General features: G+C 61.2%; 21 protein-coding genes and 1 pseudogene. 17 read left to right on the forward strand and 5 right to left on the reverse strand.

The window, feature by feature from the left end; genetic code table 11:
- Positions 1-11 precede the first annotated feature (11 nt).
- A pseudogene (locus HFC70_RS27265) lies at positions 12-119 on the reverse strand (hypothetical protein); the annotation flags it as partial.
- Between the two features lie 71 nt (positions 120-190).
- Between HFC70_RS27265 and HFC70_RS12045 the strand changes: the two are divergent.
- From HFC70_RS12045 to HFC70_RS12070, 6 genes are all read left to right on the forward strand, one after another.
- A complete protein-coding gene (locus HFC70_RS12045; RefSeq protein WP_168473486.1) occupies positions 191-1,033 on the forward strand; it encodes a peptidylprolyl isomerase in 843 nt (280 codons plus the stop codon).
- 52 nt (positions 1,034-1,085) lie between these two features.
- The gene (gene argJ / locus HFC70_RS12050; protein ID WP_168473488.1) at positions 1,086-2,327 is read left to right on the forward strand and encodes a bifunctional glutamate N-acetyltransferase/amino-acid acetyltransferase ArgJ; all 1,242 of its coding nucleotides are present in this window, start codon (positions 1,086-1,088) and stop codon (positions 2,325-2,327) included.
- 8 nt (positions 2,328-2,335) lie between these two features.
- Positions 2,336-3,115 (forward strand): N-acetyltransferase, encoded by a 780-nt coding sequence (locus HFC70_RS12055; protein ID WP_168473489.1) that lies wholly within the window; start codon positions 2,336-2,338, stop codon positions 3,113-3,115.
- Entirely contained in the window at positions 3,112-3,525 is a 414-nt protein-coding gene (mutT, locus tag HFC70_RS12060) for an 8-oxo-dGTP diphosphatase MutT (protein ID WP_168473491.1), read from the forward strand. Before HFC70_RS12055 ends, mutT begins: the two co-directional genes overlap by 4 nt.
- A gap of 96 nt (positions 3,526-3,621) precedes the next feature.
- Positions 3,622-3,942, forward strand: coding sequence for a hypothetical protein (locus HFC70_RS12065; RefSeq protein ID WP_168473492.1), 321 nt, complete (start codon positions 3,622-3,624; stop codon positions 3,940-3,942).
- A gap of 60 nt (positions 3,943-4,002) precedes the next feature.
- Positions 4,003-4,167: a Flp family type IVb pilin gene (locus tag HFC70_RS12070; protein WP_168473493.1), complete on the forward strand. Its 165-nt coding sequence runs from the start codon at positions 4,003-4,005 to the stop codon at positions 4,165-4,167.
- A gap of 18 nt (positions 4,168-4,185) precedes the next feature.
- Here the strand turns inward: HFC70_RS12070 and HFC70_RS12075 are convergent, their stop codons facing one another.
- Positions 4,186-5,067, reverse strand: coding sequence for a methyltransferase domain-containing protein (locus HFC70_RS12075; protein WP_168473494.1), 882 nt, complete (start codon positions 5,065-5,067; stop codon positions 4,186-4,188).
- A gap of 119 nt (positions 5,068-5,186) precedes the next feature.
- Between HFC70_RS12075 and HFC70_RS12080 the strand changes: the two genes are divergently transcribed.
- Genes HFC70_RS12080 through HFC70_RS12095 form a run of 4 tightly spaced genes read left to right on the forward strand, consistent with a single transcriptional unit; the run spans position 5,187 to position 7,524 of the window.
- The gene (locus HFC70_RS12080; RefSeq protein WP_210259233.1) at positions 5,187-5,915 is read left to right on the forward strand and encodes a ComF family protein; all 729 of its coding nucleotides are present in this window, start codon (positions 5,187-5,189) and stop codon (positions 5,913-5,915) included.
- A 57-nt stretch (positions 5,916-5,972) separates the two neighbouring features.
- Positions 5,973-6,230, forward strand: a complete 258-nt coding sequence (grxC, locus tag HFC70_RS12085) for a glutaredoxin 3 (protein WP_168473530.1) — start codon at positions 5,973-5,975, stop codon at positions 6,228-6,230.
- An 11-nt stretch (positions 6,231-6,241) separates the two neighbouring features.
- Entirely contained in the window at positions 6,242-7,099 is an 858-nt protein-coding gene (locus tag HFC70_RS12090) for a carbon-nitrogen hydrolase family protein (RefSeq protein WP_168473496.1), read from the forward strand.
- Entirely contained in the window at positions 7,096-7,524 is a 429-nt protein-coding gene (locus tag HFC70_RS12095; RefSeq protein WP_168473498.1) for a DUF1178 family protein, read from the forward strand. The genes HFC70_RS12090 and HFC70_RS12095 overlap by 4 nt, the downstream gene beginning before the upstream one ends.
- Before the next feature lie 30 nt (positions 7,525-7,554).
- On the opposite strand, the gene HFC70_RS12100 is transcribed toward HFC70_RS12095, so the two are convergent.
- The gene (locus tag HFC70_RS12100; RefSeq protein WP_168473500.1) at positions 7,555-8,106 is read right to left on the reverse strand and encodes a DUF924 family protein; all 552 of its coding nucleotides are present in this window, start codon (positions 8,104-8,106) and stop codon (positions 7,555-7,557) included.
- On the reverse strand, positions 8,103-8,867 hold the full coding sequence (ubiG, locus tag HFC70_RS12105; RefSeq protein WP_168473501.1) for a bifunctional 2-polyprenyl-6-hydroxyphenol methylase/3-demethylubiquinol 3-O-methyltransferase UbiG: 765 nt from the start codon (positions 8,865-8,867) through the stop codon (positions 8,103-8,105). The genes HFC70_RS12100 and ubiG overlap by 4 nt, the downstream gene beginning before the upstream one ends.
- 219 nt (positions 8,868-9,086) lie before the next feature.
- Between ubiG and HFC70_RS12110 the strand changes: the two genes are divergently transcribed.
- The 7 genes from HFC70_RS12110 (at position 9,087) to clpB (ending at position 19,703) form a co-directional block, all read left to right on the forward strand.
- Complete coding sequence (locus tag HFC70_RS12110) at positions 9,087-9,845, forward strand: SH3 domain-containing protein (protein WP_168473502.1); 759 nt, start codon at positions 9,087-9,089, stop codon at positions 9,843-9,845.
- 303 nt (positions 9,846-10,148) lie between these two features.
- Positions 10,149-11,423: an aspartate kinase gene (locus HFC70_RS12115; RefSeq protein ID WP_168473503.1), complete on the forward strand. Its 1,275-nt coding sequence runs from the start codon at positions 10,149-10,151 to the stop codon at positions 11,421-11,423.
- A gap of 89 nt (positions 11,424-11,512) precedes the next feature.
- Entirely contained in the window at positions 11,513-13,780 is a 2,268-nt protein-coding gene (gene ptsP / locus HFC70_RS12120) for a phosphoenolpyruvate--protein phosphotransferase (protein WP_168473504.1), read from the forward strand.
- Positions 13,781-13,803: 23 nt separating this feature from the next.
- Complete coding sequence (prfA, locus tag HFC70_RS12125) at positions 13,804-14,883, forward strand: peptide chain release factor 1 (RefSeq protein WP_168473505.1); 1,080 nt, start codon at positions 13,804-13,806, stop codon at positions 14,881-14,883.
- Positions 14,883-15,743, forward strand: a complete 861-nt coding sequence (gene prmC, locus HFC70_RS12130; protein ID WP_246735754.1) for a peptide chain release factor N(5)-glutamine methyltransferase — start codon at positions 14,883-14,885, stop codon at positions 15,741-15,743. The genes prfA and prmC overlap by 1 nt, the downstream gene beginning before the upstream one ends.
- 351 nt (positions 15,744-16,094) lie before the next feature.
- A complete protein-coding gene (locus HFC70_RS12135; RefSeq protein ID WP_168473507.1) occupies positions 16,095-16,748 on the forward strand; it encodes a DUF4167 domain-containing protein in 654 nt (217 codons plus the stop codon).
- Positions 16,749-17,099: 351 nt separating this feature from the next.
- Positions 17,100-19,703, forward strand: coding sequence for an ATP-dependent chaperone ClpB (clpB, locus tag HFC70_RS12140; protein ID WP_168473509.1), 2,604 nt, complete (start codon positions 17,100-17,102; stop codon positions 19,701-19,703).
- Positions 19,704-19,798: 95 nt separating this feature from the next.
- Here clpB and HFC70_RS12145 read toward each other — a convergent pair whose 3' ends face one another.
- A complete protein-coding gene (locus HFC70_RS12145; protein WP_168473510.1) occupies positions 19,799-21,754 on the reverse strand; it encodes a M23 family metallopeptidase in 1,956 nt (651 codons plus the stop codon).
- Between the last annotated feature and the right edge of the window lie 601 nt (positions 21,755-22,355).

Below are 22,355 nucleotides of genomic sequence, written 5' to 3' on the forward strand. Positions count from 1 at the left end.
ATCCGTTTTCGTCAAAATGGCGTGTCGCGTCCGGAAAGTACTCTGGACGCGAGGTTGCGTGACAGATAAGAGGGGGGTCGAATTATGTCAACGGGACAGGTCGATACACAAGCGCCACATTCCGGTGCTTATGAAGATTTCCGCCCGATTTGTTCGGTTTCCATCGGCTTTCCTTCCGAAAGGTTCTTCTATGTTGCGCTATCATAAACTTGCTCTGGCCGCTTGCGTGGCTTTGGTCGCACTCGGCACTCAGGCATTTGCCGAAGATGCGGTGGTTGCCAAGGTGGGCGATCTGGAGATCCGCCAGTCCGAGCTTGATCTTGCCCTGAGCAATCTCGATCCGCAGTTTGCCCAGATGCCGGACGAGCAGAAGAAGGTCGCCGCTCTCTCCGGAGCGATCGACGTGAAGCTTCTAGCCGGCAACGCCATCAGCGAAGGCATGAAGGACGATCCGGCCTATCAGCAGCGCATGCAGTTCATTGCCGATCGCGAGCTGCACAATGCCTTCTTCAAGAAGCATGTCGTCGACGCGGTCAGCGATGCTGATGTCAAGGCACGCTACGACAAGGAAATCGCATCCCTTCCCAAGGAAGAGGAAGTGCGGGCCCGCCATATCCTGGTCAAGACCGAGGAAGAGGCCAAGGCGATCATTGCGGAGCTGGATGCCGGCAAGGATTTCATCGAGCTTGCCAAGGAAAAGTCCACCGATCCGAACAAGTCTGAAGGCGGTGACCTCGGCTATTTCAGCAAAGGCCGCATGGTGCCCGAGTTCGAAACGGCCGCCCTTGCCATGGATGTTGGGACCTATTCCAAGGTACCGGTTGCCACGCAGTTCGGCTTCCACGTCATCAAGATCGAGGACAAGCGCGTCGCACCGGCACCGTCTTTCGAGGAAGTCGGCCAGCAGGTCCGCCAGTTGGTGATGCGCGACAAGTATCTGGAACTGATCGAAGCCGCCAAGGCGAAGGCCAAGATCGACATTCTCGATCCGGCCCTGAAGCAGGGCTACGAGCAGATCAACAAGCAACCCTAATCGTTCCCGGGCTCGCGCATGTCGCGGGCCCTTCCACTTCAGGCAGCCCAACATGTCCGCAACCGTTTCTCCGCTTGCTCCGAAATCCTATGCTGAAATGCCTGTTATCCGCGGTCTGCGGATGGCAACCGCTGCGGCCGGCATCAAATACAAGAACCGCACCGACGTGCTGCTGATGGCCTTCGATGCGCCGGCCAGCGTTGCCGGCGTGTTCACGCGGTCCAAATGCCCGTCGGCGCCGGTCGATTTCTGCCGCAGCAATCTCAGCCATGGCGTGGCGCGCGGCGTCGTCGTCAATTCCGGCAATGCCAATGCGTTTACCGGCCTCAAGGGCAGGGCGGCCACAGAGCTGACGGCGAAATCGGCTGCACAGGCGCTCGGATGCAGCGAGCAGGAAATCTACCTCGCTTCGACCGGCGTGATCGGCGAGCCGCTGGATGCCACCAAGTTTGCCGGCGTGCTCGGCACCATGGCGACGGATGCCACAGGTGATTTCTGGCTGGAAGCGGCCAAGGCGATCATGACGACGGATACCTATCCGAAGGTTGCGACGCGCAGCGCCGATATCGACGGCGTCACGGTGACCATCAACGGCATCGCCAAGGGCGCCGGCATGATCGCGCCTGACATGGCAACGATGTTGTCCTTCGTCGTGACCGATGCGGATATCGCCGCGCCGGCCCTGCAGGCACTGCTGTCCGAAGGTGTCGGCCCGACCTTCAATTCGGTGACGGTCGATAGCGACACGTCGACCTCCGACACGCTGATGCTGTTTGCCACCGGCGCTGCTGCGGCCGATGGCCAGGCAAGGATCGAGCATGCGGACGACCCCAGGCTTGCCGGTTTCAAGACGGCGCTCAATGCCGTTCTGAAGGACCTGGCGCTGCAGGTGGTACGGGATGGCGAGGGCGCGCGCAAGATGGTGGCCGTGACCGTGACCGGCGCTGAAAGCGACCTGGCGGCCAAGCGGATTGCCCTGTCGATTGCCAATTCACCGCTGGTCAAGACCGCCGTTGCCGGCGAAGACGCCAACTGGGGCCGAGTCGTCATGGCGGTCGGCAAGTCGGGCGAGATGGCCGATCGCGACCTGCTGGCCATCTGGTTCGGCGATGTGCGCGTGGCCGTCAATGGCGAGCGCGATCCGGACTATTCCGAGGCGGCAACGACTGCCGTCATGAAGGAGCAGGATATCGCCGTGAAGGTCGATATCGGCCTTGGACAAGGGACGGCGACCGTCTGGACCTGCGACCTGACCAAGGAATATGTCGCCATCAATGGCGATTACCGGAGTTGAACCTGTCGATGCAGAGTGTTCTGCCCACTAACAACCTGCCGCTTGTGCGTCGGCTGGAAGCCGTCGGATTTCGTGCCTGGCCGGCGGCATCCGTGCAGTATGACGGAAGCTGGCAGATCCGGCTGACGGGCGGACACCCTTCGAAGCGGCTCAATTGCCTGGTGGCGCTCGACCCTTCGGATTCGCGCGATATTGCCATTCGTGTCGAGAAGGCAGCCCGCAAATTCGAATCCTACGGCCGTCCGATGATCTTCCGAGAGACGCCTCTGGCGCCTCGGCCGCTGGTCGAAATGCTGGAGGCCGATGGCTGGGAGCGTTTCGAGGAGGTCATCGTCAAGACGCTCGACCTTTCGCAGCTCGAACTGCCGGATACGCTGGATCATCTGCCGAGCCACGATGTCGGCCGGTTCGTCGATGCCTGCCTGCGTCTGGAAAGCGACGATCCGGTGATGAAACCGGCTCTGGCCGAGATCCTGACGGCGATCAAGCCGCCGACCGGCCTTTTCCTGATCGAGGAGCCGAATGACGGGCCCGTCGCGGCAACCCTGTGCGTTCAGGACAACGATCTGGCCGGCATCATGCTTCTGGCCGTTGCCGAGGAGTGCCGGGGGCGGGGTATCGGCCTTGAAATCCTGTCGTCGGCCTTGCGGTGGGCCCGCATGCGCGGTGCCCGCACGGCCTGGCTGCAGGTGCTGGCCGACAACACGGCGGCGCTGTCGCTCTACGACAAGCTCGGCTTCCAGGAAGCCTATCGCTATTGCTACTGGCGCAAGGAGCCGAAACCGTGAGCGAACAGGTTCGTCCCATCCTGCTGGTTGCGGCCTGCGCGCTTATCGATACGGATGGGAGGATTCTCCTGGCGCAGAGACCGGAAGGCAAGACCTTGGCCGGGCTCTGGGAATTCCCCGGCGGCAAGGTCGAGCCGGGCGAAACGCCGGAGGAAACATTGGTGCGCGAGCTTGAGGAGGAACTTGGGATCGTTACCCGCGTGCCGTGCCTGGCGCCGCTGACCTTCGCCAGCCATACCTATGAGACCTTTCACCTGCTGATGCCGCTTTTCGTCTGCCGCCGCTACGAAGGCATTCCACAGGGTCGCGAGGGCCAGGCGCTGAAGTGGGTCAAGCCGCAGGCACTGCGGCAATATCCGATGCCGCCGGCCGATGAGCCGTTGATCCCGTTTCTGCAGGATCTTCTTTAGCTCTATTTGTTTATACCGTCATATTAACAGTACGTTAATCACCATAGGTCAAAGATCATCAAAGCTCATGCGTGTAGGCATGGTATGAGGATTGTGATGGCGGACGAGGATTTCTGGAAGGCCGTTCGACTGCGGGACAGCGCTTCAAACAAATCCGGAAAAACGGGTGTACTGAATATTGCGCTGCTGTTCGGCACGGCTGCGATCGCGTTGACGCTCGTCCTGACGCCAATGCTTGCCGGCAACCCGGACAAGAAGCGCCTGGCCTTCACTCCCGACCAACTCGACATGCTGACCACCGGCTCGATCGCGCCGGGAGATAGCGGCAAGCGTTACACGATCCGCCGCAGCGTGCTTCAGGAAACACCAGGCTCCGTCTGCATCGTCGATGGCTACGGCGTCGACAGCGGTTGCTGAGTTTTTAATTCGACTGCCCTGGACCGGTTTTGACCTGCCCAGTCCCAACGGAGATGAAGAATGCGCTTGCTGAAATCCTTTGTCGCCGACGTGACTGGCGCGACCGCAATCGAATACGGACTGATCGCGGCGATCATGTCCGTTGCCCTGATTACAGGCTACGGAACCTTTACCGGGGCACTCGTGAACGTATTCGACACCGTGAGCAACGAGATCAAGCCCTGACGCGCTGACGACCGCTTCTCATCCCTGTCGCCCACCTGCGTGGCGAAGTGCGTCAGCGAGGCGCATCTTTGCCGAACCGGGTTTCAACGGCTTCTGCTGGCTTTCGTGCGGCGCCCATCCCGAGACATAGATGATCGAGAATGTTGCACGGATCCGGCCATCCGGATCGCTGTAGCGTTCGGCATAAAGCTCGGCCGCCCGCAGAAAGAAGCCGCGGGTAACGGGCCTGCGGCTTCGTCCCACCAGCGGATTGGCCATGCCCATCGCTCTCAGGTCCCGCATCAGCGGGAAGAGGGAATCGTAGCGCACCGTGTAATCCTCGACATCGACGACCGGCAGGGCAAACCCTGCCCGCTGGAGCAGCCCGCCCATGTCCCGGACATCGGCGAAGGGGATGACGCGTGGGCTGGCGCCGCCGGTCAGTTCAACCTCGGCCGAGAGAAGAACGTCGCGGAGTTCCCCCAGCGTGCCGGCACCAGGGACGGCTGCAAACAACAGGCCGTCCGGCTTCAAGGCCCGGCGCATCTGGATCAGGGCGCCGGTCGCATCATTGGTGACATGCAGGGCAAGTGGCGAGAGGATGAGGTTGGTCGATTGCTCGGCAAGCGGCAGGATTTCCAAGGGTGCCTCAATGAAGGGAAAAGCGGGATCGGCAAAATCGATGCTGGTCTCGACGCGCGTCAGGGCATCGATCTTGCCAGTCGCCAGGCACTGACGTGCAGCGCTTCCCGTTGCACCATGCAGTTCCACGGCGGTTTCGAACCGACGGTCGACAACGGCCAACCGGTCGGCCATTTCTCGCCCGACGAGATCGAGCAGGAAATCGGCCCGCGCATCGGCTTTGGCCAGGGCGCGGCGGCGATTGCGGGCAAGAAGGTCCTGATCGAAGAGGGTTTCCATGGAAGGGCTCCGACAAAAAGTTTGGATCGCAAAGGCGCCGGTATGGGGCTAATGTCAACCACATGGAGCTTGAAGACGTAGAAAGCAAGGCAAGCAATGGGAGACCAAAGCTGCTGGGGATGATCCGGCTGGCCGGGTTATTGCGCGATCTCGTCTATCCGCCGGGATGTTCCGGATGCGGTATCAGGACGGCCCGCCAAGGCGGCCTTTGCGTGGCGTGCTGGTGTTCCGTCCGGTTCATAGACCGGCCTTACTGCGAGGTCCTGGGCCTGCCGTTTTCCTACGATCCGGGCTCCGGAATGGTTTGCGCCGAGGCAATCGCTCATCCGCCGGTGTTTGATCGGTTGCGGTCGGTCGCCGTGCATGAGGGTGTCGCCCGTGACCTTGTCCATGGCCTCAAATATAGCGATCGAACCGATCTTGCGCCGATGATGGCCGGCTGGATGCTGCGGGCCGGCCAGGCGGAGATTGCGGCATGCGATGCCATCCTTGCCGTGCCGCTGCATCCCTTCCGTCTCATCCAGCGCAAGTTCAACCAGTCGGCCGAACTCGGCCGTCATCTGGCACGCCAGGCCGGCAAACCATTTTTGCCGGCCACGCTTCTTCGCGTCAAGCGAACGGCCCAGCAGGTTGGCCTTAGTGCCAACGCACGCGAGGACAATGTGCGTGGCGCCTTTCGCGTCGCTGAGCGACGGCAGTCTGATGTGTTCGGCCGGCGGCTGGTGCTGGTCGACGATGTTTACACGACCGGTGCCACGGTGACGGCGGCGACCAGGACTTTGAAACGGGCGGGGGCTGCCGATGTCACGGTTTTGACCTTTGCAAGGGCCATTGCCGGGCCTATATAACGATAGAGATTTCAAGGCCTTTTGCATCTGCGAGACGAGGCGATGACGGAGACGACCATGGTTCCGGTGACCATCTATACACGGCAGTTCTGCGGATATTGCGCCCGCGCCAAGCAGCTTCTGCAAGGCAAGGGCGTGGACTATGTTGAACACGACGCGACCGGCAATGCAGAGTTGCGCCAGGAGATGATCGCCAAGGCCGGTGGTCAGTCGACCTTTCCGCAGATCTTCATCGACGGGACCCATGTTGGCGGATGCGACGACCTGCACGCGCTGGAGCGTGCCGGCAAGCTGGACGCGATGCTGGCCGGTTGAGGAGCCCAGGGATGACGATCAAGGTTGCAGCCATTCAGATGTGTTCCGGGGTAGACCCGGAAAAGAACGTGGCTGCCATGGCCCGCCTGGTGCGCGAGGCCGCCGGTCGGGGCGCCGTCTACGTACAGACGCCGGAAATGACCGGTGCAATCCAGAAGGACCGAAACGGCCTGATGGCCATCCTGCGCGACGAACAGAACGATATCGTCGTCAAGGCGGCGAGCGTGCTTGCCCGGGAGTTGAAAATCCATCTTCATGTCGGCTCCACCGCCATCGCCCTTGACGACGGCAAGATCGCCAACCGCGGCTTTCTGTTCGGGCCTGCTGGTGAGAAGATCTGCAGCTACGACAAGATCCACATGTTCGACGTGGACCTCGACAATGGCGAGAGCTGGCGCGAAAGCTCCGTCTATCGGCCGGGCGCCGATGCCCGGGTGGTCGACCTGCCGTTTGCCAAGCTCGGTTTTGCCATTTGCTACGATGTCCGGTTTCCCGCACTGTTTCGCGCCGAGGCCGTGGCTGGCGCCCAGATCCTGACGGTGCCGGCCGCGTTCACCCGCCAGACCGGTGAGGCCCATTGGGAGATCCTGTTGCGGGCGCGCGCCATCGAGAACGGCGCATTCCTGGTTGCCGCAGCGCAAGCCGGCAAGCATGAGGATGGACGCGAGACCTTCGGCCATTCGATGATCATCGACCCCTGGGGCAGGGTGCTGGCATCGGCCGGCGGAACCGGAGAGGCGGTCGTCATGGCGGAGCTCGATCTATCGGCCGTCAAGGCAGCGCGTGACAAGGTGCCAAACCTGAAGAACGCCCGAGACTTCACTCTGGATATTCTGCCCGTCCTGGCGAAGGGAGGTGTCACCGTTTGATCCGTTATGCACTCACCTGTGACAATGGTCATTCCTTCGAAGGCTGGTTCGCAAAGAGCGATGACTTCGACCGTCAGAAGACGCTTGGCCTGCTTTCCTGTCCGACCTGCGGCTCGCTGGAGGTTGGCAAGCTGCTGATGGCGCCGGCGGTGGCGACAGCGCGCCAGAAGGAAGCCGTGCACGCGCTTGCCGTCGACCAGGTCCAGAAGGAAGCCATTTCCAAATTGAAGGAAGCGATTGCCTCGATCAAGGCCAATAGCGAGGATGTTGGCGAGCGATTTCCGGAAGAGGCCCGCAAGATCCACTACGGCGAAGCAGATGCGCGCGGCATTATCGGCCAGGCGTCACCGAGCGAGGTCAAGGCCCTCATCGATGAAGGCATCGAGATCGCTCCGATCCCGGTTCTGCCTGACGATGTTCACTGATTACGAAACTTCAGGCCAAGCCTTGGCTATTCAGCCCTTGAAGCCGCCGGCATCGAGAAAAGCCTGTTCCTCGGGCGTCGTCTGTCGGCCAAGTGCCTTGTTGCGGTGGGGAAAGCGGCCGAAACGGGCGATGATGTCGTGGTGTTCCTCCGCCCAGCGCAGGCTCTCCGTGTCGCCGGTTTCATCGCAATGGGCTCTGCAAAGCGCCATGCAGCGCTCCTGGTCGGCCAGCGTCTCCGAATGCTCGAAGGGCAGATAGAAGAATGGGCGCAGGGCCGGTTCCACGGCGCGGTCGAACCCGGCATCCAAGGCCTTTGCGGCGATAGATCGGGCCAGGCCGTCGGTTGCGTAGGAATGGGCGCTGCCGCGGTAGAGATTGCGCGGAAACTGATCCAGCAACAGAAGCAATGCCAAGGTCCCTTCCGCGGTCGCCTCCCATTCAGGGTAATCACCGCGGGAGGCGGCGACGTGGTCAGTCGCAAATAAAGCGGCAATTTCCGCATCGAAGGCGTCGTCCTTGCCGAACCACTTCTTCGGACCATGGCGCAGCCAGAACGCGACGATCTCAGCGGGTGTCGTCATGATGCGCGCCCCGTTGCCGCCGGCCGGCGCGTGAGCATCATGTAGTTCACGTCGATGTCGGGCGACAAGTTCCATTGGTTTTGCAATGGATTGAAGAACACGCCAATACGCTCGATCACTTCCATGCCGCTTTTCGCGACTGGCGCCTCGAGCTCTTCCGGACGCACTAGCTTTTCATACTGGTGGGTGCCGCGGGGCAGCCAGCGCAGCAGGTATTCCGCTCCAACGATGGCAAGGGCTGCCGCCTTGAAGGTGCGGTTGATGGTGGAAATCAGCATCATGCCGCCCGGACGCACCATCGATGCACAGGTCGAGATGAAGAATTCCACGTCGGCGACATGTTCGACGACTTCCATGTTCAGGACGATATCAAAGGTCTCCCCGGCGGCAGCCAGGGCCTCGGCGGTGACTGCCCGATAGTCGACTGTCACACCGGTTTGCGCCGCGTGGGTGCGGGCAATGCCTATGTTGCGCTCGGAGGCATCGGCGCCCAGGACGGTTGCTCCCATCCTGGCAATGGGCTCGGACAGAAGTCCGCCGCCGCAACCGATGTCGAGAATACGCAGGCCCTCGAGCGGTCGGTGCGCTTTCGGATCGCGGCCGAAGCTTTCGGCTGCCTTGTCGCGGATATAGGCCAGGCGAACGGGATTTATCTTGTGCAGCGGCCGAAATTTACCGGTCGGATCCCACCATTCCGCCGCCATCGCGGAAAAGCGATCGACTTCGCTCTGGTCGATCGTGCTGCGCGCCTGTTCGCTCATGGTCGGGCCTCCGGGATAAGGGATATCGCTTCAAGTCGGACGATCGGCCTGTAAAGTCAAGGGTCCGCCCTTGGAGCGACACACTGTCACGGTCGGTGGCTCCAGCATTTCCACCGTCGCCGCGCGGCTGCCGCAATTGCGGAACAACGTGCGTTTTCAAACGTTAAACGGATAAGGGCAAAAAAGCCCACGTGCAGGGACGTATTTGGAGAGACACCGATGAGGAAACTATATCTATCAGCCGCGATTGCCTTGACGGCGATTGCAGCGCCAGCGGTCGCCGAGGCGGCGACCGCCTATGCCACCGCCAATGTCAACATGCGGTCGGGGCCAAGTACGCAATATCCGCCCATTCTGGTCGTGCCCTACAGCAGCCCGGTCGAGATCTATGGCTGCCTGTCGGCCGCCAACTGGTGCGATGTAGCCTATGGCAGCTATCGGGGCTGGATCTCCGGCAGCTACCTTCAGACAACCTATTCGCAGCAGCGGATCTATGTCGGGCCGCAGTACTACGAACCCTTGGGTATCCCAATCGTGACCTTCAGCATCGACAGCTATTGGGATCGCCACTACCGCAGCCGCGATTTCTACCGCGATCGTGATCGCTGGCGCGAGCCGGCGCGGTGGGACCGGGATCGCCAGTACTATGTCGACCGTGACCGTGAGCCAAGTCGTATCGACCGTGACGATCGCCGCCGTCCGCCGCGTGTGGATGATCGTGACTATCGCCCCGATCCTCAGCCTCGCCCGCCACGGGTTAACCGCGAGGATGATCGGCCGGCCGGCCGGCCGCGGCCGCCGATCAGAATGGACAACGACGACAACCGTCGTCCGCCGGCCCGAGTCGAGCGCGAGAGACGAAACGACAATCGCAATGTCGAACGCCCGCCGCAGCGGGAGCGCCGTTCCGAAGGCGATCAGGACAGAAGGCGGATATGCCCGCCCGGCGAACCGCGTTGCGTTCGCGAAAGCCGATAAAAACTCTATGAGGGGGCCGCTTTCCGCGGCCCCTTTTTATTGGCAGCGCGGCTGGATTTTTCCAACAGGATCACAAGACTCCATTTGCCGGTAATGACTGATCGTTTCGTATACGGCGCGAACGAGGTGACGTAGGCGATCGCTTGGTCAAAATTGAAGGACGCTACACGGTTCAACGGCTTGCGGGCATTGAACTTGTCCAGCGTTTTCGATAAGAGACCGCAACCTTGCTTCCGGTTTGCCCGGAAGCGTCTCGTCTATTGGCGCCGGCATGGCGCCCCAGCGGTTTGCATCGGTAAGGCCATGGCTCGCATTGTGATGAAATTCGGCGGCACGTCCGTCGCCAATCTTGACCGCATTCATAACGTGGCCCGACATGTCAAACGCGAGGTCGATGCCGGCCACGAAGTGGCTGTGGTGGTTTCGGCAATGTCGGGAAAAACCAACGAACTTGTCGACTGGGTACAGACCATGCCGAAGGTGGCCGGTGCCGCTTCGCCGTTCTACGATGCCCGCGAATACGATGCCGTGGTCGCTTCCGGCGAACAGGTGACATCGGGCCTGCTGGCGATTGCACTGCAGTCGCTCGGCATCAATGCCCGTTCCTGGCAGGGCTGGCAGATCCCCATCAAGACCGACAGTGCCCACGGCGCAGCACGCATCATGGAAATCGACGGCGGCGACATCATCCGCCGCATGGGTGAGGGCCAGGTGGCGGTTGTTGCCGGATTCCAGGGCATCGGTCCTGACAATCGGCTTGCGACGCTCGGACGTGGCGGCTCCGACACGTCGGCCGTCGCGATTGCCGCGGCGGTCAAGGCCGATCGCTGCGATATCTATACCGATGTCGACGGCGTCTATACGACCGATCCGCGGATCGAGCCGAAGGCGCGCCGTCTGAAGAAGGTCGCGTTCGAGGAAATGCTGGAAATGGCGTCGCTCGGCGCCAAGGTGCTGCAGGTGCGTTCCGTCGAGCTTGCGATGGTGCACAAGGTGCGGACCTTCGTGCGTTCGAGCTTTGAAGACCCCGATGCGCCGGGCATGGGCGATCTGTTGAACCCGCCCGGTACGTTGATTTGCGATGAGGATGAGATCGTGGAACAGGAAGTTGTGACCGGCATTGCCTATGCCAAGGACGAAGCGCAGATCTCGCTGAGGCGGCTGGCGGACCGGCCGGGCGTTTCCGCGGCGATCTTCGGGCCGCTCGCCGAATCCCACATCAATGTCGACATGATCGTGCAGAACATTTCCGAGGACGGAACACGCACCGACATGACGTTCACGGTTCCCTCCGGCGATGTCGAAAAGGCGCTGAAGGTGTTGTCCGACAGCAAGGGCAAGATCGGCTATGACGTGGTGCAGAGCGAATCAGGCCTGGTTAAGGTCTCGGTGATCGGTATCGGTATGCGCAGCCACGCCGGCGTTGCGGCAACGGCGTTCCGCGCTCTTGCTGAAAAAGGCATTAATATCAAGGCGATCACCACATCCGAGATCAAGATTTCGATCCTTATCGATGGACCCTATGCCGAATTGGCAGTCAGGACTTTGCATTCCTGCTACGGCCTCGATAAGAGTTGATACTCGGGTGGTAATTCGCCACCCTTGACGACCGGTGCCGCGGACCTCGTTCCGCCGGCGGGGTTTTGGTTTTTGGGAGCACAGACGGGATGAGAGACCTATCCGCGGGTCCACGCGTCCTCCTCAAACGGTTGCGCGAACTGATGGCGGAACCGCTTGAGCCGCAGGAGCGTCTGGACCGCATCGTTCGCCAGATCGCGAGCAATATGGTCGCGGAAGTGTGCTCCGTCTACGTTCTGAGATCCGACGGCGTTCTGGAACTTTACGCAACCGAGGGCCTGAACCCGGACGCGGTGCATCTGGCCCAGTTGAAGATGGGGCAGGGCCTGGTCGGCACGATTGCGGCCAGTGCCCAGTCGCTCAATCTTTCGGACGCGCAGGCACACCCTGCCTTCCGTTACCTGCCGGAGACCGGCGAAGAAATCTACCATTCCTTCCTTGGCGTTCCTATTCTGAGGGCTGGCCGCAGTTTGGGCGTGCTGGTCGTCCAGAACAAGGCGCAACGCAATTACCGGGAAGACGAACTTGAAGCGCTCGAGACCACAGCCATGGTGCTGGCGGAAATGATCGCGACCGGCGAGTTGAAGAAGATCACCCGGCCGGGGCTCGAACTCGACCTGACGCGGGCCGTCACCATCGATGGCGACAGCTATAGCGAAGGCATCGGGCTCGGTTACGTGGTGCTGCACGAACCGCGCATCGTCGTGACCAACCTGCTCAACGAGGATGCCGATGCGGAAATAAAGCGGCTGGGCGAGGCGCTCGGATCGCTGCGGATCTCGATTGATGACATGCTGTCGCGGCGCGAGATTTCCATGGAAGGCGAGCATCGCGAAGTGCTCGAGACCTACCGCATGTTCGCCCATGACCAGGGCTGGGTGCGACGCATGGAAGAGGCGATCCACAACGGCCTGACGGCCGAAGCGGCTGTCGAAAAGGTGCAGAGCGACACCAAGGCGCGGATGATCCGGCTGACGGATCCTTATTTGCGCGAGCGGATGCACGATTTCGATGACCTGGCCAATCGGTTGCTGCGGCAGTTGACCGGGTTTTCGGCCAGTTCTGGCGCCGATGGCTTTCCTGCCGACGCGATCATCTTCGCCCGGGCCATGGGTGCTGCCGAACTTCTGGATTATCCGCGCGCCAACATTCGCGGGCTGGTGCTAGAAGAGGGTGCGGTGACCAGTCACGTGGTCATCGTCGCGCGGGCCATGGGCATTGCCGTGGTTGGCCAGGCAGCGGGTGCCGTCGCCCTTTCGGAAAACGGCGATGCCGTGATCATCGATGGCGACGACGGCAAGGTGCATCTGCGACCGGTGGCCGATCTGCAGAAGGCCTATGAGGAAAAGGTCAAGCTGCGGGCCAAGCGGCAGGAGCAGTTCCGCGCCTTGCGCGACGTCGAGCCGGTGACCAAGGATGGAAAACGAATCAAGCTGCAGATGAACGCCGGCCTGCTGGTGGACCTGCCGCAACTTGCGGAATCCGGAGCCGAAGGTATAGGCCTGTTCCGCACGGAACTGCAGTTCATGATCGCCTCCACCATGCCGAAGGGCGAGGAGCAGGAGAATTTCTACCGCAGCGTTCTGAAGCAGGCGGGAACGCGACCGGTCACCTTCCGCACGCTGGATATCGGCGGCGACAAGGTTGTGTCCTATTTCCGCGGCCACGAGGAAGAAAATCCGGCGCTGGGCTGGCGGGCGATACGGCTTTCGCTCGATCGGCCCGGACTGCTGCGCACGCAACTGCGCGCATTGCTGAAAGCGGCGGCCGGCGCGGAACTCAAGATGATGCTGCCGATGGTCACTGAGGTTTCGGAGATCCGGGCGGTGCGCGAGTTGATGCAGAAGGAAGTGCAACACATCTCCAAATTCGGCCATCAATTGCCGAAGAAGCTGCAGTTCGGCGCCATGCTGGAAGTGCCGGCGCTGATGTGGCAGCTTGATGAGTTGATGGAGGAGGTGGATTTCGTATCCGTCGGTTCCAACGACCTGTTCCAGTTCTCAATGGCGGTCGACCGCGGCAATGCCCGCGTCTCCGATCGCTTCGATATTCTCGGTCGTCCCTTCCTGAAAATCCTGCGCGATATCGTCCAGGCTGGTGATCGCCATCAGACACCGGTGACGTTGTGCGGCGAAATGGCGGGCAAGGCTTTGTCGGCCATGGCGCTTTTGGGTCTTGGCTATCGGTCAATCTCGATGTCGCCGACGGCCATCGGTCCGGCCAAGGCCATGCTGCTGGCACTTGATGTCGATAAGCTGAATGCCGGAATGACCGCCATTCTCGACGGTTCCGGCTCGACCGAAAGCGTGCGGGCTTTCCTGGGCCGCTTTGCCGAAGAGAACGGTATTCCCCTTTAATCATGCAATGTTCGGAGTAATGGGTGGCGAAGCTTCCTGTCGATAAAATGCGCGAGCTTGAACGCCGCTTTGGCGAGATCGAGGCGCGCATGGCTGCCGGGCCGGCTTCCGATGTCTATGTCAAGCTGGCCTCGGAATATTCCGAGCTGGAGCCGGTCGTTCGCAAGATCCGTGATTTCCAGCAGGCCGAAAAAGAACGCGACGACCTGAAGGCCATGCTCGGCGACAAGACGACGGATCGCGACATGCGGGATCTGGCCGAGATGGAACTGCCGGAGCTTGAAACACGGATCGAAGGGCTGGAGAAGGATATCCAGATCCTGCTGCTGCCGAAGGACGCCGCCGACGAGAAGAGCGCCATTCTCGAAATCCGCGCCGGCACCGGCGGTTCGGAAGCGGCGCTTTTTGCCGGCGATCTGTTCCGGATGTACGAGCGCTATGCCGCCGACAAGGGCTGGAAGGTCGAAGTGCTGTCGGCCAGCGAAGGTGATGCCGGCGGGTTCAAGGAAATCATCGCCACGGTGACCGGCCGCGGGGTGTTTTCCAAGCTGAAATTCGAGTCTGGCGTGCACCGTGTCCAGCGCGTGCCGGATACGGAAACGCAGGGGCGTATCCACACCTCTGCCGCCACGGTTGCCGTTCTGCCGGAGGCCGAAGACATCGACATCGAAATCCGCAACGAAGATATCCGTATCGATACCATGCGCTCGTCGGGTGCCGGCGGCCAGCATGTCAACACCACGGACTCGGCGGTGCGCATTACCCATATGCCGTCCGGCATCGTCGTCACGTCCTCGGAAAAGTCACAGCACCAGAACCGCGCCAAGGCCATGCAAGTGCTTCGCTCCAGGCTCTACGACATGGAGCGGCAGAAGGCCGACAGCGAACGCTCCGCATCGCGCAAGAGCCAGGTCGGATCCGGCGATCGTTCCGAACGCATCCGCACCTATAACTTTCCGCAGGGGCGGGTTACCGATCACCGCATCAACCTGACGCTCTACAAGATCGACCGAATGATGATGGGCGAAATCGACGAGGTGGTCGATGCACTGCTGGCCGATTATCAGGCCGGGCAATTGGCGCAACTTGGCGACCCCTCATGATGGACCGGCCGGGCACTGTGATGGGGCTGGTCGAACATGCACGGCAGTCCTTTGGGCAAGCCGGTCTCGCCAATGCGGCCGCCGATGCCCGTCTTCTGGTCGGCGGCCTGCTTGGACTTTCCCAAGGACAAATTGTCGCAGGCCATGACGCCGCAGTGGCTGGCGAGGACGCGCAAAGGGTTATCGCCGCTATCGAACGGCGCCTTCGGCATGAGCCTGTTCACCGAATTCTCGGCCACCGGACCTTCTATGATCTCGACCTTCGGCTGTCACCGGCGACGCTGGAACCGAGGCCCGACACCGAAATTCTGGTAGACCGGATCCTGCCGCATCTGAAGGCAATCATCGTCAGCAAAGGGGGTGCACAGGTCCTGGATCTCGGCACAGGTACCGGCGCCATTGCGCTTTCCCTGTTGAAGGAATGTCCCGAAGCGCGAGCCATGGGCACGGATATTTCGACTGAGGCCCTTGCAACCGCGCAGCAGAATGCCGATCTGAACGGGGTCTCAGACCGGTTTTCGACGGTCCAAAGCCGCTGGTTTGACGATATCGACGGTCGTTTCGACATCATTGTGTCAAATCCGCCGTATATAAGAGCGGATGTTATCAAGACCCTGGCGCCTGACGTGAGAGACTTCGATCCGCTGGCAGCGCTGGACGGTGGTCCGGATGGCCTTGACGCCTATCGTGCGATTGCGGCGGGGACAAAAACCCATCTGGCAGCAGACGGGTTGGTTGCCCTGGAGATCGGCTTCGATCAGAAAGCTGACGTCAGCGACATATTTCGGACACACGGATTTTCCCTGGTCGAAGCGGCGCGCGACTATGGCGGCAATGACAGGGCCTTGTTGTTTCGATAGGGCTGTAGCCGTTGAACCGTTTGCTGCACGTGCTCAGGTTAATTTGAAAAAACGAAGAAAAGGCTTGGTTTTCCAAATGAAGCGGGATAGGTTGCCCGCACACACACCGGGCAGCGGGGAATGAATAGAGATTCGTTCGGGTCTGGGTCGATCTCGAAAGCGGCTCTTCTTTGAGGAGTTACCGAGGCGAATGCATTCAGGTGGGTGGATCAGGAAATTTAACTTTCACCGGCGGCAGTATGCTGCAATGGCGCAGTATGCTCGTGGCGCGCAGAGCCTCGGTTCCCATATGACCGGATCCAGCAGCGTAGCCCTCATATCAGCAAAACAGAAAATTCAGGTGAGTATTCGATGAGGCCAGGACAGCAGAACAAGCGTAGTCGCGGGCGTAGCAGTGGTGGTGGCAGCAGCAACAATAATAACAACAATAACAACTACAACCGCAAGGGCTCCAATCCGCTGACGCGGTCCTATGACAGCTCCGGGCCAGACGTGAAGATCAGGGGCACCGCCCAGCATGTGGCCGAGAAATACAGCCAGCTTGCTCGCGATGCCCATAGCTCCGGCGACCGGGTCATGGCTGAAAACTATCTTCAGCATGCCGAGCACTACAATCGCATTATTGCTGCCGCTCAGGCCCAGATGCAGGAGCGCGTGCAGCGCGACGATCGGGGTGAGCCGCAGGACCGCGACACGATGGATCGCGACGGCGACGATTTCGACCAGATGGACGATCGGGGCTACAATCCGCAGCCGGTCGAAATTGCCGGAAGCGGGCCGCAGCCGGTGATCCCGGAAGTGCCGGTTGAAGTCGTGGCTGCGTCCGAGGCCCCAGTTGATGGCGCTGAACGCGGGCCGTCTCGTCGCCGCGCTGCATCCAACCGTCCCCGCCGCACGCGTCGTGGAAGCGGTTCGGATGAGCAGGCCGAGGCCGGCGAAGCATCGTCGGGCGATGCTGGCACCGAGGGTGGCGAGCAGCCGGTTCTCGTGACGGCTTCCGAATAAGCCACTCCGGAGTTGTTCGGGGCAGGGCGGCTGCATGGCCGCCCGTAGATAGCGATTGCGGTCGGCTGCAGTGGATTGCGCCGATCGGAGCGAAGCCACCGCGGCGCAATAGGCGTCGCCGGTGATGATGCGACAAAGTGCGCATAGGCATGGTGCCGAGACGCGGCGCTACCTGCGGATTTTCCCGCAAACGCCTCTTTAAACACGAAAAATTCCTCACCATATCTCGTTTACGAGGAAGAGCCGGGCCGGTTGATGCGCCTGTCTTTCCTGAGGCTCGCCTTTGAGGGGGCCTTGTCTTAACCGCCGTATTGCGCCGAGACGGGCAGTACGGCCAGTGGAGAGTGGCTTATGAACATCGAGAAATATTCCGAACGGGTGCGCGGCTTCCTGCAGTCGGCCCAGACCCATGCCCTGTCTGAAGGGCACCAGCAGTTCACGCCCGAGCATGTGTTGAAAGTGCTTCTGGACGACGATCAGGGCATGGCGTCGTCGCTGATTTCGCGCGCCGGGGGCGACCCGAAGAGCGCACGGATCGCCAATGACGCCGCATTGGCCAAGTTGCCCAAAGTGTCGGGCGGCAACGGACAGGTGTATCTGTCGCAGCCTCTTGCCAAGGTCTTTTCTACCGCCGAAGATGCTTCGAAGAAGGCGGGCGACAGTTTCGTCACCGTTGAGCGGCTTTTGCTGGCGCTGGCGATCGAAACCTCAGCCTCGACGTCGGCGACGCTGAAGAAGGCCGGCGTTACCGCCAATGCCCTTAATCAGGTCATCAATGACATTCGCAAAGGTCGCACGGCCGACAGCGCCAATGCCGAACAGGGTTTCGACGCCTTGAAGAAATACGCGCGCGACCTGACGGCCGAAGCGCGCGAAGGCAAACTTGATCCGGTCATCGGCCGGGACGATGAAATCCGCCGTACCATCCAGGTCCTGTCGCGCCGCACCAAGAACAATCCGGTTCTGATCGGTGAACCCGGCGTCGGCAAGACGGCGATCGCCGAAGGCTTGGCGTTGCGCATCGTCAATGGCGACGTGCCGGAGAGCCTCAAGGAAAAGAGGCTGATGGCGCTCGACATGGGCTCGCTGATCGCCGGCGCGAAATATCGCGGCGAATTCGAGGAGCGGCTGAAAGCCGTCCTCAATGAAGTCCAGTCTGAAAACGGCGAAATCGTGCTGTTCATCGATGAGATGCACACGCTGGTTGGGGCCGGCAAGGCCGATGGCGCGATGGACGCGTCCAATCTGCTGAAGCCGGCGCTGGCCCGCGGCGAGTTGCATTGCGTCGGCGCGACGACGCTCGACGAATATCGCAAGCATGTCGAGAAGGATGCGGCCCTGGCCCGGCGCTTTCAGCCTGTGATGGTCGACGAGCCGACGGTCGAGGACACGATCTCCATTCTGCGTGGCCTCAAGGAGAAATACGAGCAACACCACAAGGTGCGAATCTCGGATTCGGCGATCGTTGCGGCTGCAACCCTGTCGAACCGCTACATCACCGATCGCTTCCTGCCGGATAAGGCCATCGACCTGATGGACGAGGCTGCATCCCGGCTGAGGATGCAGGTCGATTCCAAGCCGGAAGAGCTTGACGAACTCGATCGCCGCATCATCCAGCTGAAGATCGAGCGCGAGGCCTTGAAAAAGGAAACCGATGCCTCGTCGGTTGACCGGCTGAAGCGTCTCGAGATGGAACTCACAACGCTTGAAGAACAGGCCGATGCGCTGACGGCGCGCTGGCAGGCCGAAAAGCAGAAGCTCGGTCTTGCCGCCGACCTGAAGGGACAGCTCGATGAGGCGCGCAACGAGTTGGCGATCGCCCAGCGCAAGGGTGAATTCCAGCGCGCTGGCGAGCTTGCCTACGGCGTCATTCCGAAGCTCGAAAAGGAGTTGACCGAGGCGGAAGCCCAGGACGGCAGCGGGCGCGACAACATGGTTCAGGAGGTTGTCACCCCCGACAACATCGCCCATATCGTGTCGCGTTGGACCGGCATTCCGGTCGACAAGATGCTGGAAGGCCAGCGTGAAAAGCTGCTGCGCATGGAAGACGAACTGGCAAAATCGGTGGTCGGCCAGGGCGATGCGGTGCAGGCAGTCTCCCGGGCCGTTCGCCGGGCGCGGGCCGGCCTGCAGGATCCCAACCGGCCGATCGGCTCGTTCATCTTCCTCGGGCCGACCGGCGTGGGCAAGACCGAGCTGACCAAGTCGCTGGCCCGTTTCCTGTTCGACGACGAAACCGCGATCCAGCGCATGGACATGTCGGAATACATGGAGAAGCACTCCGTGGCCCGGCTTATCGGCGCACCTCCGGGCTATGTCGGCTACGAGGAGGGCGGTGCGCTGACGGAATCGGTTCGCCGCAAGCCGTATCAGGTCGTGCTGTTCGACGAGATCGAAAAGGCCCATCCGGATGTCTTCAATGTGCTGCTGCAGGTGCTTGACGACGGTCGCCTGACCGATGGCCAGGGCCGGACGGTAGACTTCAAGAACACGATCATCATCATGACCTCCAATCTGGGCGCCGAGTACCTGACGGCTCTCGGCGAAAACGAGGACAGCGACAGTGTGCGCGAACAGGTGATGAATGTGGTCAAGGCGTCGTTCCGGCCGGAATTCCTCAACCGTGTCGATGAGATCATTCTCTTCCATCGCCTGCGTCGGCAGGAAATGGGCACGATCGTCGATATTCAGCTGAAGCGGCTGATGGAACTGCTGGCCGAGCGCAAGATCACCATCAGTCTGGGACCCGACGCTCGGACCTGGCTTGCCGACAAGGGCTACGATCCGGTCTATGGCGCGCGTCCGCTGAAGCGGGTGATCCAGAAGCATCTTCAGGACCCGCTCGCCGAGCAGATCCTGGCCGGCGCCATTCCGGACGGTTCCGCCGTTACCGTTTCTGCCGGCTCTGACCGCTTGCTGTTTGCAACCGAAACCGGTGTCGACAAGGCTGCCTGAGAGAAGGCTGCCTGATCCCGGAACAGAGCACCACGATTACAACAATGGCGGCCGAAAGGCCGCCATTTGCGTGTTCACCGCGTCTTTTGCCAGGGTTAGCGGCTCGCCACCTGCTTGGCCTTGTCGGTATTGCCGAGCAAGGTGTCGATGCGCTGGCGCTCGGCTTCGAACCGTGCCAGGGCTTCGCCCTCCAGCGATTTTCCGCCGGGCAGCCGGACCCGCAGGGGATCGACTTTCGTGCCGTTGACGATCAATTCGTAGTGCAGATGCGGTCCGGTCGACAGGCCGGTGGTGCCGACCCAGCCGATCACCTGGCCCTGGCGAATGGTGGCGCCGGGCTTGACGCCCTTGGCGATGCCGCTCTGATGGTTGTAGGAAGTGACATAGCCATTGGCATGGCGGATCAAGGTCTGATTGCCGTACCCGCCGGAATCCCAGCCGGCCTTCTCGACCGTGCCGTTGCCGGCGGCAATGATCGGCGTTCCGCGGGGTGCGGCCCAGTCGGTGCCGGTATGCATGCGCGAGAAACCGAGGATCGGATGGCGGCGCATGCCGAAGCCCGACTTGAAGGTGCCGTTCGGTACGGGATTGCGCAGCAGGAACTGCCGTATGCTCTTGCCGTTCTCGTCGAAATAGTCGACCGAATTGTCACTCGGATCCTGGTAGCGATAGAAGCTGGTGACGTTTTCGCCGAAGCGTGCCCGAACATAGAGCAGTTCCGAGGATTCCGTTGCTAGGCCGCTTTCGTCGGCGACCGAGAAGAACGCCTCGAGCGCATCCGTCGGTTTCAGAGGCGCCTGGAAATCGACATTGCTGGCAAGCAGCTTGATGACCAGTGCGGTCATATCCTTGCTCATGCCGTAGGAGAGGGCGGCGCGGTATATCCCGTCATAGACTCGCGGCAGATCGCGGCCGGTCAGCACGGGCACGGGGGCATCGTCGTTGAAGGCGGTGGTGATGGCGTCCAGCATCGGCGGCTCCTGGCCGTCGACCAGGCGGTCGTTGTCGTCGACGGCGAACGTCACGACATGGCTCGTACCGTGATAGGCGCTGAAACGGACGATGCGGGCTTCTTCGCCGCGCTGGATGATGCCGATGCGCAGCAGATCGCCGGCCGCCAGATCTGGTGAGCCCAGATGTTGGGCCAGGTACTTGGCCATATCCTCGGCCTTCGACTTCGGATAGCCGGCTCCGGTCATGGCCGCAACGATCGACTGCGGCTGGCGGATCGGGATGATGTCGTCGGCATATTCCGGCGTGTCCGGCGTAAACGGTTCGGGCGTCGAGACGGTCATATTCTGCTCGACGATGCGTGCGGAGAGTCCCGGGCTGATATCCAGCCCGTCGGCGTCGGCGGAGAACCGTTGCGGATCGATATAATAAAGGGCGGCAATCTGGCTGTTGCCGTCGGTCAGCACCGACCCGTTCGAGCGGACATTCTCCTCGATCTCGTCGAGCGTCATGACGCCGGCATAGGGGTAGGGGGCATTGTCGGAAGGAAACGCACCGGTCTTCAGGCTGACTTCGGATTCCACGTCGGATTCGTAGATGGTGCCCGTTCGGCCGCCGGCTGACCCGGTCTTTTCGTCGGCGGAGAAGATGGCCAAGGGGTCGAAGGGCGGATAGGTGTCCTGCGTGGCATAGTTGGCGGCAAGCATCATATGCACATGCGCGAAGGGCTGCCGGCGCACGACATCCTTCTCGCCTTCCTTGATCACCGTGGAGATTTCCATGATGGACCGGTCCGCCGGCTTGGCGGCGATCACCGGGGCGATCAATCGGGCGCCGCGCTTGGCATTGTCTTGCGGACTGTCGTCAAGGCCATCAATATCGCCGGATGCGAAGGCCTCGGCCGGAATGGCCAGCTGCTGCCGACCGTCGAGTGCGGCAAACAGGGCGACGCCCATCAGGATGCTCGAGGTAATGCCGGTCAAAAAGGTTCCCGACAGCCAACGCAACGAGATCTCGCGGCGATCGGGCGCACGGCGGCCGTCGGCAAGAATGGGCGGCTCATTTCCCAGGGATCGCGCCAGGTTCCTGTCGGCCATCATGCCGTTACGCCCGTCTCTTCAACTGTTCAGGTCTCGCTTGTCGCTCGTTCTGAAATATCTGCATGTTTGGCATCCGGGAGTCAAATCGAGGGCATTCCGGTGGGCGGCGTTACGCCTGACACGGCCTCTTGCAGACCAAGACCATCAGATTGTGATTTTCTGAGGGCGTCCCTACCGGAGTGACGAGGAAGGCCGGCCATAGGGCCCCGCGCGGCCTTGCGCCTGCCATGTCTTGGTGGCGGCTGCGGTATGATGCGCAATCCTTCTCTCCGGGAATGCTCTATATAGGGGCATCATATGGGAGCGCATCGACAGGTCCGGTGGGCTTGTGGGAGGACTCGCAACCAGAGAGACGGTGCCCTGACCTTCTTCACTCGTCATAGGTGCTCTCAGGTGGGTCGTGCGATCGATGCTGTCGAATTTATCCTTTTTAAACAGTCATCTAGCAAAAAGCTTCGTTTTTTCTAGAATGGCTGTTGACTTGATCGGGTAGTGGGATCTATAAACCGCTCACTGAACGAGGGCGGCGGCGCTGCTGGCGACGGTGACTTTCGTTCTAAAGAAATCCGACAGAGCTTGGCCAGATTGGCTGGTTTTGGGT

Origin of the sequence: Agrobacterium sp. a22-2, assembly GCF_012276985.1 — a bacterium.
Taxonomy (GTDB): Bacteria; Pseudomonadota; Alphaproteobacteria; order Rhizobiales; family Rhizobiaceae; genus Allorhizobium.

Coding starts and splice junctions, on each gene's coding strand:
- HFC70_RS12045 (WP_168473486.1), top strand. CDS start 191: ATGTTGCGCTATCATAAACTTGCTCTGGCCGCTTGCGTGGCTTTGGTC.
- argJ (WP_168473488.1), top strand. CDS start 1,086: ATGTCCGCAACCGTTTCTCCGCTTGCTCCGAAATCCTATGCTGAAATG.
- HFC70_RS12055 (WP_168473489.1), top strand. CDS start 2,336: ATGCAGAGTGTTCTGCCCACTAACAACCTGCCGCTTGTGCGTCGGCTG.
- HFC70_RS12065 (WP_168473492.1), top strand. CDS start 3,622: ATGGCGGACGAGGATTTCTGGAAGGCCGTTCGACTGCGGGACAGCGCT.
- HFC70_RS12070 (WP_168473493.1), top strand. CDS start 4,003: ATGCGCTTGCTGAAATCCTTTGTCGCCGACGTGACTGGCGCGACCGCA.
- HFC70_RS12075 (WP_168473494.1), bottom strand. CDS start 5,067: ATGGAAACCCTCTTCGATCAGGACCTTCTTGCCCGCAATCGCCGCCGC.
- HFC70_RS12080 (WP_210259233.1), top strand. CDS start 5,187: ATGATCCGGCTGGCCGGGTTATTGCGCGATCTCGTCTATCCGCCGGGA.
- grxC (WP_168473530.1), top strand. CDS start 5,973: ATGGTTCCGGTGACCATCTATACACGGCAGTTCTGCGGATATTGCGCC.
- HFC70_RS12090 (WP_168473496.1), top strand. CDS start 6,242: ATGACGATCAAGGTTGCAGCCATTCAGATGTGTTCCGGGGTAGACCCG.
- HFC70_RS12100 (WP_168473500.1), bottom strand. CDS start 8,106: ATGACGACACCCGCTGAGATCGTCGCGTTCTGGCTGCGCCATGGTCCG.
- ubiG (WP_168473501.1), bottom strand. CDS start 8,867: ATGAGCGAACAGGCGCGCAGCACGATCGACCAGAGCGAAGTCGATCGC.
- HFC70_RS12110 (WP_168473502.1), top strand. CDS start 9,087: ATGAGGAAACTATATCTATCAGCCGCGATTGCCTTGACGGCGATTGCA.
- HFC70_RS12115 (WP_168473503.1), top strand. CDS start 10,149: ATGGCTCGCATTGTGATGAAATTCGGCGGCACGTCCGTCGCCAATCTT.
- ptsP (WP_168473504.1), top strand. CDS start 11,513: ATGAGAGACCTATCCGCGGGTCCACGCGTCCTCCTCAAACGGTTGCGC.
- prmC (WP_246735754.1), top strand. CDS start 14,883: ATGGACCGGCCGGGCACTGTGATGGGGCTGGTCGAACATGCACGGCAG.
- HFC70_RS12135 (WP_168473507.1), top strand. CDS start 16,095: ATGAGGCCAGGACAGCAGAACAAGCGTAGTCGCGGGCGTAGCAGTGGT.
- clpB (WP_168473509.1), top strand. CDS start 17,100: ATGAACATCGAGAAATATTCCGAACGGGTGCGCGGCTTCCTGCAGTCG.
- HFC70_RS12145 (WP_168473510.1), bottom strand. CDS start 21,754: ATGATGGCCGACAGGAACCTGGCGCGATCCCTGGGAAATGAGCCGCCC.